This is a genomic window from Rheinheimera nanhaiensis E407-8, from assembly GCF_000296695.1.
Classification (GTDB): Bacteria; Pseudomonadota; Gammaproteobacteria; order Enterobacterales; family Alteromonadaceae; genus Alishewanella; species Alishewanella nanhaiensis.
This window is the reverse complement of the sequence record NZ_BAFK01000013.1, coordinates 96,546-110,522: the sequence shown is the minus strand read 5'-3', so window position 1 is coordinate 110,522 and position 13,977 is coordinate 96,546. Positions and strand designations below refer to the sequence as shown.

8 protein-coding genes are annotated in these 13,977 nt (G+C 58.1%); all 8 read left to right on the top strand.

Features of this window, described 5'->3' with window-relative positions; translation table 11 throughout:
* Window positions 1–10 precede the first annotated feature (10 nt).
* The 8 genes from RNAN_RS12010 to RNAN_RS11975 are packed head-to-tail and all read left to right on the top strand — an operon-like array spanning window position 11 to window position 13,911.
* The gene (locus RNAN_RS12010) at window positions 11–310 is read left to right on the top strand and encodes a PAAR domain-containing protein (protein WP_008222115.1); all 300 of its coding nucleotides are present in this window, start codon (window positions 11–13) and stop codon (window positions 308–310) included.
* On the top strand, window positions 311–736 hold the full coding sequence (locus tag RNAN_RS12005; RefSeq protein ID WP_008222113.1) for a GPW/gp25 family protein: 426 nt from the start codon (window positions 311–313) through the stop codon (window positions 734–736).
* Window positions 733–4,446 carry a baseplate J/gp47 family protein gene (locus RNAN_RS12000; protein ID WP_008222111.1) on the top strand — a complete coding sequence of 1,238 codons (3,714 nt, stop codon included), beginning with the start codon at window positions 733–735 and terminating at the stop codon, window positions 4,444–4,446. The genes RNAN_RS12005 and RNAN_RS12000 overlap by 4 nt, the downstream gene beginning before the upstream one ends.
* Window positions 4,439–5,272 (top strand): hypothetical protein, encoded by an 834-nt coding sequence (locus RNAN_RS11995; protein ID WP_008222108.1) that lies wholly within the window; start codon window positions 4,439–4,441, stop codon window positions 5,270–5,272. The genes RNAN_RS12000 and RNAN_RS11995 overlap by 8 nt, the downstream gene beginning before the upstream one ends.
* On the top strand, window positions 5,262–7,649 hold the full coding sequence (locus RNAN_RS11990; RefSeq protein WP_008222105.1) for a hypothetical protein: 2,388 nt from the start codon (window positions 5,262–5,264) through the stop codon (window positions 7,647–7,649). Before RNAN_RS11995 ends, RNAN_RS11990 begins: the two co-directional genes overlap by 11 nt.
* On the top strand, window positions 7,633–10,521 hold the full coding sequence (locus tag RNAN_RS11985) for a contractile injection system tape measure protein (RefSeq protein WP_008222102.1): 2,889 nt from the start codon (window positions 7,633–7,635) through the stop codon (window positions 10,519–10,521). The genes RNAN_RS11990 and RNAN_RS11985 overlap by 17 nt, the downstream gene beginning before the upstream one ends.
* Window positions 10,502–11,872 (top strand): ATP-binding protein, encoded by a 1,371-nt coding sequence (locus RNAN_RS11980; protein WP_008222100.1) that lies wholly within the window; start codon window positions 10,502–10,504, stop codon window positions 11,870–11,872. Before RNAN_RS11985 ends, RNAN_RS11980 begins: the two co-directional genes overlap by 20 nt.
* Window positions 11,869–13,911: a hypothetical protein gene (locus RNAN_RS11975; RefSeq protein ID WP_008222099.1), complete on the top strand. Its 2,043-nt coding sequence runs from the start codon at window positions 11,869–11,871 to the stop codon at window positions 13,909–13,911. The genes RNAN_RS11980 and RNAN_RS11975 overlap by 4 nt, the downstream gene beginning before the upstream one ends.
* Window positions 13,912–13,977: the final 66 nt, after the last annotated feature.

Sequence of the window (13,977 nt, the reverse complement as noted above, 5' to 3'; positions counted from 1 at the left end):
AGGAGCGCTTATGCCACCTGCAGCCCGTTTAACCGATATGCACCAGTGCCCGATGCAAACGCCGGGGTTACCGCCCATTCCGCATGTTGGTGGCCCGGTGGTGGGGCCTGGTGTGCCCACGGTACTGATTGAAAAGCTGCCGGCGGCGGTGCTGGGCGATAACTGTGTCTGTGTCGGGCCACCGGACAGTATTATTAAAGGCTCGGCCACGGTAATGATCGGCGGCAAACCGGCCGCGCGGCTGGGCGACAACTGTGCCCACGGTGGCACTGTGGTAATGGGCGCGGCAACGGTGATGATAGGAGGCTAAATGAAGCGCGACCAGCCGGATACCGCCTTTATCGGCCTGGGCTGGGCCTTTCCGCCCCGCTTTGGCGTCCGTCAGCGTCAGGCCGGGATGGTCAGTGACGAGCAGGATATTGAGCAAAGCCTGCATATTCTGCTTTCCACCCGGCCCGGCGAGCGGGTAATGCAGCCGGAATACGGCTGTGCCTTGCAACGCTATGTGTTTAGCGCGCTGGATGACCATGTACTGGCCAATATTATTGCCGCCATTGAACATGCGGTGCTGTTTTATGAGCCGCGCATCCGCTTGCTGGATGTTGCGCCGGATCTGACACAACTGTATGACGGTGTCTTGCTGCTGCAACTTAGTTATCAGATCCGCAGCAGTAACAGCCGGCATAATATGGTTTACCCGTTTTATCTGCTGGAAGGCAGTGAGGTGTCATTGTGAGCCAGTTTGCGCCTTATCGCCGGCACTGGCCTGCAGCGTATTACCGCGATGGCTTAAGCCGCCAGACGGTGCAGGCAAAGGCGCTGCAAGCCGGTTATTTTCAGCCGGATGAGCTGAATATCAATCAGCTGATCAGCCTGATGTCGGCCCTGGCCGCGCAGATCCGCTATGTAGGTGATAGTGCCGACTCCGGCGATGCCGCCGTGCACAACCAGGCCAACTGGCAGCCGTTGTTCGACAACAGTGAACTGGTGACCCTGGCGCAGATAGCCGCGCAGGACTGCACCCTGTTGCAGCAAAACTGGCAGGCCCTGGCGCAGCAGGGGCAGCGCGCCCAGCGCAGTTTTGTGCAGCAGCTGCTGCAGCAGCTCGACAACTGGTACCGGCAGTTACTGCAAGCCGGCTCCGCCCCTGCGGCTTTGCTGGCCGACCAACTCAGCACCAACTGGCAGCAACATCTGGCAACGCTGCCAGCGCTACTGGTGGGGGCAGGCCAGACAACGGCGGTGCACAGCTTGTTTAAGCTGTCACAGGCCGATGCTAAAACGGCTGCGGTATCGCTGGCGTCCTGTTGCAGTGCCGCGCTGCAGCTGCTGCGTTATCTGCAGCAGCAGTCGGCGCCGCGGCTGCAGGCGCTATGGCAGGACGGTGACACTGAGCCGGCGCTGGCGTTATTGCTCAGTTTCTTAAAGCTGTATCAGCAGTCACAACAGCGGCTGAACCGCGTTAGTCAGCGCCATCTGTTGTTTTACTATGATGACTGCCTGCAGATGCCGGCGCAGGCACCGGCGCGGCAACAGCTGTGGCTCAGCCTGTCGTTAAGCACCCGGGCCCGGCCGGTGCTGCTGGAGGCAGACAGCCGCTTTAGCGCCGGTAATGACAGTAGCGCCACGCCGATACTGTTTCGTAACAGCCAGCCGCTGTGGCTGAGTAACGTTCAACTGCAGCAAATTTGCAGCGTCAGCTTACTCAGCAGCCAGCGTATTTCACCCGAGCATGAACTGGCGTTTGTCAGCCGTATGTACAGCAGTGTGCATCAGGTCAGCCCGGATAAACCACAGGCGCTTTTTACCGCCGACGATAGCTGCCCGCGTTTACCAGGCTTTGCCATAGTGTCGCCGGTGCTGTTACTGACCGAAGGCGAGCGCAGCATTAATATACAACTGCAGCTGGCGTTAAAGCAGAGTTTGGCCGCAGAATTTGACAGCCTGCTGCAGTGCCAGCGGCTGCAGGACTTTTTCCCATTGTTCGGCCAGCTGTTTAGCTATTATCTGTTTGGCCCTGAGCACTGGTTAACCGCAGAGTATAAAGCCCAATTGCTGGCTAAGGCCGCAGCGCTTTGTACATCGGCATCTGCCAGCCAGAGCCTGCAATGTATTAGCCAATTGCTGCAGGACGATCGGATGACGCTGTTTTACCGTTACTGCAGTAATTTGTTTTTACTTAAGATCTCCACTGCCGATGGCTTTAGCGCTATTAGCGAGTACAGTTTGCAGCCGCTACCGGCACAGCAGCCGGCCCTGCAATTACGCTGTCAGTTAGCCAGCAGTTTTGCTGCCGTGACGGGCGATGAGCAGGGCCGGGCAACACTACAAATTCTGCTGAATCCGGCGGCGAAACTCTGTGGTTACACGCTTTGTAGCCAGTTTGATCTGCTGCACTGCAAAGTAGAGGTTGCCGTAACGGGCGCCCGCCAGCTTAATCTGGCAAATCAGCTGGGGCCGCTTGACAGCAGTAAACCGTTCTGGCCTTTTGGCCCGGTGCCGGCGCGCGGCAGCTACCTGTTGTTTAATCATGCCGAGTGGCAGCACAAGCAATTGCAACAACTGCAACTGCAGCTGCACTGGGCGGAGTTGCCACAGCACAGTAGCGGCTTTGCCGGCCATTATGCCGGCTATGTCAGCGACGGGCAGCAACCGCCGGCTAACCAGAGCTTTTTAGCGCAACTGGATGTGCTTGACGATGGCCAGTGGCAGCCGTTAACTGTAGCGCCTGGCTCGGCGGCGGGCTGGCCGCTGTTTGCATCAGCGCCGGACAGCGGGCGTTTACTCAGCCAGCAGCAGTTAAGCTTTGATGATGTGCGCGCTTTTCACTTGGATACACCGCAGGCCGGGGCGGCCTATCACAGCAGTGCCAGCTGCGGTTTCTTCCGTTTGCGCCTTAGTGCGCCGGCGATGGCATTTGGCCACAGCCGTTATGCCGGCGCTTTAAGTGACACCATGCTGTATAACGCCCGGCATAAAAAGCCCAAACCGCTGCCGCAGCCACCTTATGTGCCACAGCTCGCCAGCCTGAGCCTGAATTACTGCGCCAGCACCGATATTTATACCCGCCAGGATCCGGCGCCGGGCAAGCGCGATCTGCTGTTGCAGCTGTACCCTTTTGGTCAGCGTCAGAGCTACCCGTCGGCCCAGCGCAGTGCCGTGTCGTTATTGCCGTATTTTGCCCATCAGGCCTATGTTTGCTTTGGTCTGACCGGCATAGCGCAGGACGGCCGGCTAAGCCTGTTATTTGATATTGAAGCGGCGCGCGGCAGCAGCGATACGGTGGCGCAGGATGCACTGCACTGGCAGTACCTGCATAACGACAGCTGGCAGGATTTACCCCGCCAGGCACTGGTGTCGGACAGCAGTTATGGCCTGACCTGCAGCGGTATGCTGGTGTTACAGTTACCGCAGCCACTGCAGACCAACCATCAGTTAATGCCAGGCGGTATGGTCTGGCTGCGGGCATGCTGCCCGGCGCATAGCCGCAGCTATGGCCGCTTGCGGCGGGTGCTGACCAACGCCGTGGCGGTAGAAGCGCTTGACAGTGCGCATCAGCTCACAGAGGCGCATCTGGCTGCTACAGCACAGCTGCAGTGGCAATGTCAGCAAAAAATAGCCGGCCTTGATGCCATCAACGCGGTGATCCCCTGGCAGGCAGCGCAAGGCAGCGAGACCCAGCAGGACAGATTACAGCGCATTGCCCAGCGCTTAAGCCATAAGCAGCGCGCCTGTACCGCGCACGACTTTGAGCGTCTGGTGCTGCAGGCCTTTCCGCAGCTTGGCAAAGTAAAGTGTTTTGCCAACGCCAGTACCCAGCCCGGCCAGGCCGGCGCCGGGCGGCTGTTGCTGGTGGTGTTGGCGGCTAAACCTTGCTGTGCGCATGATCCCTGCAATAAGCATCTGGTCAGTGGTGAGCTGCTGCGGCAGATTAAACACTATGTCAGCGCCCTGGCGTCGCCTTTTGCCCATATTGAAGTGGCTAACCCGGGGTTTGAACAGCTACAGGTACGTTGTGCGGTCAAGCTTAACAGTGCTGCGCGGCAGGGCGATGGCATCCAGTTATTACAACGTGAGCTGGCCGATTACTTGTGCCCCTGGACAGCCGACAGCCCGCTGGCCCGTTTTGGCTGGGAGCTCAGGCCTCAATTGGTGCAATCCTTTATCCGGCAGCGGCCTTATGTTGAATTTGTCACCGACTTTTCGCTGCTGCATATCAGTGATCTGGGCAGCCGGCGCTATGGCATGCAGGACAGTGCCTGTTTTAGTGCCGCCGAGCAGCTGGTGCTGACGCCGGTAAAACCCTGGCATTTGCTGCAACCGGCCAGCAGCCATGCGCTCACCCTGCTTAGTCAACGCGAAGCGGTGGTGGCTCAGCCGACCGGCATTGGCGAGCTGGAAATAGGCCAGACTTTTATCATTTCGCAGGAAGCAGGCGATGGCTAAACGTAACCGTGATACGCTGAAAAATTTCTTTCGTGACGGCGCTATGCCTTCGGCGCGTGAGTTTGCTGATCTGATTGACTCGTCATTAAATACGCTGGAGGACGGTTTTGATAAATCGGCCGGCAATGGTTTTGAAATCACCGTGCTGGGTAAACATACCGAGCTGTTAAGTTTCTTCCGTGACAACCTGAGCGAACAGCCATTGTGGCAGCTGCGCTTTGATCAGCACAGCAATGCACTGCAGTTTAAACCGCTTAGCGGCGCAGCCACCCTGACCATTACGCCACAGCAACGGGTGGGTATTGCCACCACCGAGCCGCAAAGTACGCTGGATGTTGCCGGCGTACTGACGCTGCAGGGGCAGCGGGGTTATCAGCCAAATGGCAAAGCGCAAATTCCTGCCGATGGCCAGTGGCATGATATCAGCGGCCCGCTGCAGGGCTGTCAGGCCTTTGATGTAATGGCCGGCACCGGCAACAAAGGCAGCGGTAACTATGCGCTGCTTAAAGCCAGCGCACTGAACACCTTTAACCCGCGCGGCTGGTGGTTTAATTTTCTCAACCTGAAAAAACGCATCCGGGTGCAGCAGGCGTACTATTTAAACCGGCGTAGCAAATTGCAGTTGCGCTGGCAGGCGCTGGCCGATGACAGCTACTGCCTGCAACTGCGCTCGCGCACCGATTTAGGCAGCGATATCCGCATCAGCTACTTTTTAACCCGGCTTTGGTTTGATGAACGCATGAGCCAGTGCTGGCAGGCGCTGGATCTCAGCGCTGGCGGCGCCACAGGCGGCAATGGCAACGAAGGTGGCGACAATGAGCGCTGACAGCACCGGGCCGGCGCTGGCGCGGCGCCAAAGCGGGCAGCCCGACCGCTTTAATCAGTTAAAACAACAGGCGCTGGCCGACATAGTGCAGCTGGCCGCTAAGCGCTGGACCGACTATAACCTGCATGATCCGGGCATTACGCTGTTAGAGCAGCTGTGTTTTAGCTTAACTGAGCTGGAGTACCGCTGTGATTTTAACATTGAGGATTTATTAACCCCGGCGCATGGCGAAATTGATTATCAGGCCTTAGGCCTGGTGGCACCGCAGCATATTCTCAGCTGCCGGCCGACCACCGCGGAGGATTATCGCCGCTACCTGCTCGATTGCCTGCCCCAGCTGGCGGATATTCATTTATTAACCGATAAGCTGACCGGGCTGTACCGGGCGGTGGCGGTTGCCGCAGACAGCAGCCAGACGCCAGAGCAGCTTAAGGCCGCTATCCGGCGCTGTTACAGCGCCCGGCGTAATCTAGGCGAGCAGCTGGGCGAGATTGAGCTGCTACAGCCACTGGCGTGCCAGCCCGAAGCGAAACTGCAGATCCACGCCGCTGCCGATCCGGTCGAGGTGGTTGCCGAGCTGTACTACCGCTGCCGGCAGCTATTGCAGCAAAGCAGCGAGCGGCAAAGTTATGCCGCGCTGTTAGCGCAGGGGCTAAGTTACGAGCAGCTATTTACCGGCCCGCTGACACCGGGCGGCGTATTGGTGCACTGTGCACCGCAAATCAGCGTGCAGCTGGAGGCGTTTTTTCAACCGCTACAACGTATTGACGGCGTTGAGCAGCTGCTGCAATTTGCGCTGCGCTGCGATAATCAGCTGTATTACGACAGCCTGCCATTACAGCAGGGGTTGGCACTGTACCGCCTGGTGCTGCCAGAGTCTGGCAGTGGCAACGCGATAAGCCTGTATCTGGGCGATAAACAGGTCAGTGTCGAGCCAGCGGCAGTGGCGCAGCGCTATCAGCAAAAGATCTTTCATCAGCACAGCCGCTGGCAGCTGGAGCCCGACCGGCTCTGTCCGCTACCACAGGGGCGTTACCGGCCCCTGGCGCAATATCACACTTTGCAGCAGCTATTACCGGTTAACTATGGGCTACAGCAAAATCCGGCCCAGTTACACAATGCGCAGTGGCAGCTAAAAGGCTATTTGTTACTGTTTGAACAACTGCTGGCCAATTTTCTGGCCCAGTTACAGCAGTTACCGGCGCTGTACTCGCCAGATAATCTTAACCAGAGTTATTACTTTCAGCTACTTAACGACAGCCAGCTCAGCGGCATCAACCGGCTTTATGCTGAAGATATGGCCGCGCAGCTAACGGCGGTTTATCAGCAGTTTGACAATGTGCTGGCGCGTAAACACCGGCTGCTGGACTACCTGCTGGCACTTTATGGTGAAAGCCTGAACCAGCACAGCCTGCAGCATTATGACTATTATCACAGTGCGCACAGCGGCGCGGTACGCCGGTTGCAGCAAAAAGTGCGCTACCTGAAGCAGATAGTGGTGATGACACGCGACAGGGTGGCGGCACCGGATCATTATGCCTCGCTGTGGCGCGATGCCATTGGCGGCTTTGTGCAAAAGCAGGCGCTGCTGCTGGATTTAGGCCAGACCGCCCAGTCGCTGACCACCGCCGTGTTGCGCTATAAACTGCGGCTTAGCAGTAAACGGCAGTTGCAAAGCCTGTACCTGGACGAAACCCGCGCCGACGGGCTGCTGCAGCCGGTACCGGCCATTCGTTTACCTTTTGCGCCAGACAGCCGCCGTGCACGGCGCCGGCTGGCCGCTGCGGTCTGTTTGCAGGGCGACATCGTGCCGCAGCAACTGCTGCAAAGCGGTATTAACCTCAGCCATTACCGCATCAGCCAACAGGGGCAGGATTACCAGCTATTGCTTAAGGTGGCGCACAGTCAGCACGATGAATGGTGGCTATGTGGCAGTTTTCGCCAATACCGCGGGGCCGTTATTCTGGCCAATTGTTTAAGCCGGTTTTTATGCCAGCTCAGTTATCAGTCCGAGGGGCTGCATGTGATTGAGCATCTGTTATTGCTGGCGGCAAAAAGCCGGGCCAGGGTGCCGGAGGCATTTTATAATGGCCAACTGACGGTACTGTGTCCAAACTGGACCGCCCGCTTTGCCGATCCCGGCTTTCAGCGGCTGGTGGCAGAAAGCGTGCAGCTAAATTGTCCGGCGCATTTAAACTGTCAGGTGCTGTTTATCAGCTTTGAGCGCATGCACCGCTTTGAACGGCTGTTTAAGTACTGGCGCAGTGCGGTAAAAGCCGGGCAGCCACTGCAAGACAGTGCCACTGCGCTGGTGCAGTACCTGTATGCGCTGCGCAAAGCAGCCGGGCTGGAGGGCGGCGATGCACCGGCTGACTGAAATTGAACTGGATTTTAACTGCAGCACCCTTAACCGGGCACAGTGGTTTAATGCCAGCGCCGAGCACTTGTTACAGCATGAGCTGCTGCCGGTGGCACAGCAGGTATTGGACGAGTTTGATCTGCCACAGCAGGTACAGCTGGCCGAGATCAGTCTGCAATTGCCGCCGCTGTGTCTGCCGGCCGATCGCTACCTGCTGCAGCAGAGTTTTCGCCAGGCGCTACGCACTCAGTTGTGGTTGCTGCTACCCGGTGCAGCAGCAGACAGCCGGCAGGCGCCGGGGTTAAGCGCTAGTATGCACCACGAGCTTATCCGCGCGTTAACTGCCGCCGACAGTCAGGCCTTGCTGGCGCAGTGGCCGCTGTACCTGAAGTATGCCGCTGAATTGGTAGCCATCTTACGTCAGCTGGCGGCGCAGGGCGATCTGTGCAGCCAGCTGGCCTTTGGTTTAAGCAGCCAGATGCTGGCACAGCTGGTGCAATTGCTGGCACCTGGCGAGCAGCGTTTTATCCTGCAACTGATGGCGCAGCCACAGCTATTTACCGCAGCGGTGCCTATTTCGCCACAGCTGCGGCACAGTGAACGCCTGTTAGCGGCGCCGGCACTGCGCCAGCGCCAACGGCATTTGTGGCAGTTAAGCCTCAGTTACCTGCTGGTTGACCGTGGCAGCCGCTTTAACCGGCAAAGTTATCTGCATTATTTGCTACAGCGCATGGCGGCACACGACAATATCTCCTTGCAGCAGTTAGTGCAGCATATGCTGCAAACCCTGGCCGACAGCCAGCGTTATTTTGCCGCGCAAAGCCCATTATTATTGCAACTAACAGCGTTGTTGCTGCCATTGCTACCGGACAGTACGCCACAGCAGCGGCAGCCCGCGACAGCACAGCACAGGGGGCCAGCGCCGGCTTATGCCTGTCAGCGCTTAGCCTTGCCGCTGTCGCAACTACCGCCGGTAGCGCGCCAGCGCGCAGCGGCGACGGTTACCACCTGGCAAGGCCCGCTGGGTCGCAGCACTAAGCTGCAGCACGTTGTGCCGGGCCCGGCGCGTTACTGGCAACAGTTGCTGGCGCTGCTGCGCCAGCAGCGGCTGAGTGTGGCACAGCAGCGCCAGCTGAATGTGCAGTTGCAACTGCTGTTGCAGCAAAACTCCAGCCTGTGGCTGGACAGTATGCGGCTGCAGCTGCAGCGTGACGGCTTATTGCCGGTGCTGGTGGATTACACCCAGCCGCAATTGCTGCAGCGTTTGTTTCAGCAGTTGCAGGCGGCCAGTGTCGCGGCAATGACGCCTTATATCAGCCTGCTGCAGCATGCCTTGTCGGCCATCAGCTTACCGTTACCGCTGTTACACCGGGCCTGCTGGCAGCCTTTGCTGCAGGCGGCGCTGCAGCGTCAGCCGCTGACGCTGGAGATTTTACTTCAGCAGTTGCATCTGTGGCTAAGGGCAAAAAGCGGCGCTTTAGCGGCACGGCGCATTTTGCAGCAGCTGGCCTTGCAGTTACAGGGTGATAGCACCAGCGCTGCGTCTGCAGCGGCGCGACAGCAAGGCCAGGCCGGCCCGCTGGCGCGGTTGTGGCAGCAAATACACTGGCAACTGGCGGTCAGCTCGCCCTGGACCAGCCCAATACAGCCGTTGCCGCTACAGCAGCGGCCGCTGGCGGCGGTGCACAACGTGTCGCTACTGAGCAAAAGGCCACAGCAACACTTGCCGGTTAAGCAGACGCAGCCGCTGCTATTACAGATGATACCGCTGTTACTGGCGGCACTGCCGCCGCAGGCGCACAGCCGGGCGCAGGCAATTTGCCAGCAGCTGTGTGAGCGCTATAGCTTGCCAGTGCCCGGCTCAGCATCAGCAGCGAAAACCGGCGCGGCGCGCCCGCCGCTGGCTGAAAGCGTGCCAACTGCAGCAGAGCCACAGGGCGAGGGCGCAGCAAATGCTGAGCCGCTATCGGCTGGCAACGCTGGCGCCAGCTTGCTGGCCAGCGCGTTATTGCAGCAACTGGCACAGGCGCTGGCGCCGGATAGCCGCATCGCATTTTACCGCACATTGCAATGCCAACTGGCAAAACAGCCACCGCTGTTAGCCCGTCAGGTGCTGCTGCGCCAACTGCGCCAGTTATTGCAGTTGGCCGGCGCCAACGCAGCAGCCGGGCAGGCCGCCGTACCCTGCCACAGTTCTGTTTTAGTACCACAACCCTTAACTCCTGTGGCTAAGGCAGAGCAGCACAGCGGTACTGCGGTGACGGCAGAGGCAAAGGCGGCGCAACAGCCAAATCCGCTGCTGGCCCGCCAGGCGGCAGCGCAGCCTGAACAGGCACAGGCGACACAGCAAGACACAGACAGCGCGCTAAGCTGGCAGCCGGTGATTAACGCTGGCCTGGTGCTGGCGGCACCTTACTTACCGCTGTTATGGCAGCGGCTTGGCTATCTGCAGGGACAGCGTTTTGCCAGCGTGCAACAGGCCTGGCAGGCCTGTGCGCTGCTGCACTATATGGCCAGCGGTGACACAGCTGCTGCGCCACAGGATTATTGGCAGCAGTGGCGCCTGTCGATGCTACTAAATGGCTGTGAGCCACCCTGCCCAGGCGGTTTGGATCTGCAATTACGCGATAGCGCTTGTGAACTGGCCGACAGTTTACTCTGCGGTATTATTGCGCAGTGGCCCAAACTGGCGAGCAGCTCGGTCAGTACACTACGCGAGTGCTTCTTACAGCGCAGTGGCAGCCTGTGTCAGCTGGGTAATGGCACCGGCTGGCAGCTACAGCTGCAAAGCGGGCCCTATGACATGTTACTGGATGGCCTGCCCTGGTCGTTTTCACTGATCCGCTATCACTGGATGCAAGGAGAGCTGTATGTTCACTGGCGCGGCTAAGCTTACGGCAGCAACCACACAGAGCAACGCCCAGTGCTTACAGCGCGAGCTGAACTGGCTGGCACAATGTATTGAATTGCGGCTACACAGCTATTTTCAGCAACAAGCGCTGGATCTACTGCGCCAGGCACCGCCGCCGGCGCTGCAACCGTCGCAAGGCAGCTATGCCAGTTTTGTCTGCCAACGCCAGCTTAGTGCTAATGAGCGCTTACTGCTGCTGCTGGCGCTGGCACCGCATCTGCAGCCACAGCTGCTGGACAGTTTTTTTGTCCGCAATGACAATCTGGGCCGCAGCTTTACCGAGTTTGGCGGCGCGCTAACCAAGCAGCACAGTGGCTTTTTACCCAGTGCTGAAACGGCGGCCTTTTTGCTGGCGGGGGCCGATCTGGCACTGCGCTTAGACGTAATGCAGTTGCTACAGCCAGAGCAGCCGCTGCGGCGCGACAACATTATTCAGCTGCAGCACGACAGTGCCGATGAGCCGTTTTTAAGCGCCAGGCTGTGCGTCAGTGCCGAGTATTTGCAGCTGTTTATCAGCGGCACCCGGCAAAAGCCGGACTACAACAGTTATTTTCCGGCGCGGCTGTTAACCACGCCGCTGGGCTGGCAGGATTTAGTGCTGCCGGGGGCGTTAATGGCAGAAATTGCCCATATCACCGGCTGGCTTGAGCACCAGCACACGCTGATGCAGCAGTGGCAACTAAGCCGCAGCATTAAACCCGGTTACCGGGCGCTGTTTTACGGCCCGCCCGGCACCGGCAAAACCCTGACCGCCACCTTAATTGGCCAGCAAACCGGTGCCGATGTCTATCGCATAGATCTGTCGGCGGTGGTGTCCAAATACATTGGCGAAACCGAAAAAAACCTGGCGGCGGTGTTCGACCAGGCACAGGCGCGGCACTGGATTTTATTTTTCGACGAAGCCGATGCTTTATTTGGAAAACGCAGCCAAACCAGTAACAGTAACGATCGCTACGCCAACCAGCAGGTGTCCTACCTGCTACAGCGCATTGAAGACTTCCCCGGCGTGGTGCTGTTGGCGTCAAATCTGAAAGCCAATATAGATGAAGCCTTTGCCCGGCGTTTTCAGGCCATGCTGTACTTTCCGCTGCCCGACGTATCAGAGCGCTTGCAGCTGTGGCAGCGCATTTTAGGCAGTGGCGTGGCGCTGGCAGCCGATGTTGATCTGGTGTATCTGGCGCATGAGTTTGAACTGTCAGGCGGTGCTATGACCAATGTGGTGCGTTATGCCGCTATCGCGACCTTATTACGTGGCGATAACGCGCTGCGACAGGATGATCTGCTACAGGGCATCAGCCGCGAGCGGCGCAAAGAAGGAATGATGGTATGACAGCATTTACCGGCCGCTGGCTGCGCGTTATCAGTGTGATGCTGCTGTTATTGCCAGCCGCTGCTGCGGCGCCAGCGCCAGACCGCGTTACGGTAAGCGGCTATTATCAGCTGACAGAGGCCGATCTGGCGACGCTGGCACAGCGCCAGGCCATTATTGATGCGGTAGCCGCGCTGCAAGGCCAGCTCTTCACTGAACGCTATCAGCTGATTAATACACTGCAGCCGTTACTGCGGCCAATAAAACGGCCATCAGCCGATTATCTGGCGTTATTAATCAGTGCCCAGCCGGCGCCCTCTGACATAGCAGAGGGCGATACCCAAACCCAAACCCAAACTCAAACTCAAACAGAGCACAGCGCTGTTACTGCATCGCCAGCCATTATGTATGGCATCAGCGACAGCGGGCTGGCGCAGTGGCAGCAACTGCCCGAAGTGGCCAGCTTGCCCGAGGCGCAGTTGCTACAGTTGGCACCGTTAGCCGGGCAGATCTTTCATACTGAGGCGATGTTTGGCGTGGCGCTTGATAGTATCGGCTTTGCCGGCGCAACGGCAGAGGTGCCTGTAACAGCGGCAGAGCAAAGCCGTTTACGCCAACTGGTGTTCGATAATGGCTTTAAAGCCGGAAAGTGGCAGCCCGGGTCGGCGCAGCCGCTGCAATGGCAGGCCAGCGCTGAGTGCGGCTGTGCAGCGCAAATCGTTAAGCAAGAGCGCTTTACCAATTTCAGCTATGGCCTGGTGCCGTACTGGCAAACACAAACCACGCAAATTGCCTTTGCCAGCTTTAACCGTATTGGCCTGTTTGGTTTTGTGCTGGGTAAAGACAATAAGCTGCTGGCGCCGCCAAACTGGCAAAACAGCCGTCACTTTAATGGCTTTATTAATCTGGCACAGGCGCATAATACCTACCTGGATCTGGTGGTAAGTGGTTTTGACAGCATCAGTTATCAGCCGCTGGCGCTGGATAATTTACGCCACGAACTGGTTACACAGCTGACCACACCGCTGGAGGGTTTTGCGCTAAATACCCTGCAACCCTGGCTTAGCTTTGGCCTGAGCGCCAGACGTACGCTGGCCGATGGTGTGACGTTCGATTTGAATTTAGCCAACCTGACCCAGGCTGAACAGCTTAACTTTATCAGCTTTTTACGCCAGTTAAGGGCCGACCTTAACCTGGCCGCCGAGGCCGCCAACACCGACAAGTACTTTATTAATGTAAAAGTGCCGGCCAGTGCGGTGTTAACAGCGGCGTTGCCGGCTTATCAGGCCATGCAGGCCGAAAAATACCGCAGTGACACTATTTACGCACCGGACAAGCTGGTCACCCTGGCGCCGCTGGTCAATTTACTGCTGGTACGGTTTGACGCTGACGTGATGGCAGCACAGCAGAGCGCTCAGCAGCTGGCACCGCAGTTAGCCGCGCCGGATAAGGCGCAGTCTGCTTATCCGTTTCGCCGGCAAATGAAGTCACTAAAAACCGCTATTGATACCATGCCCAGCGCCGACGCTGCGACCATGCTGCTGGAAAAAATTCTGCCGCTGTTTGAGATACTGCCACTGGAGCAAAGCGGCCAGCTTAGCTTGCAGGATTTAGCCAATGATCTGACGTACGCCAACTGGAACTTCAGTGGCGCGGCGTTTTGGGCGTTACCGCTAAGCGCCGGCCAATATCAGGTGGTTAGTAAAGCGTTTACTGTAGCGCCGGCCTATCAGTATCAGCAGCTGGTGCAACAAGTTTGCGACCGCGTGTGCCCAAAACGCTGGTTCTGGCGGTTGGTACTGGCATCGCTGTTAATCGCCGTAGTCAGCCTGTATCTGCTGGCCACCTTGTTGTATTACCCGCTGCAGCGCTATCTGGAGCATCCGCTGCTGCTGTACGGTGCGCCTTTGGTGTTTGCTATCGGCTTGCTGCTGATTTTGTCTTGTGACCCTTACTGGCACCAGTTTCAGTCGCTTATTTTACTGGCGGTACTGGCACTGGTGCTGTTGGGGTTTATGTTATACCGCCGCATGCAGCAGCGGCGGCAACATTACCCTTAACTACGGGTAGAAGCGTCTACACTTAACACGTTTAACCTGCCGCAGTTCTGGCACAGCAAAAGGATA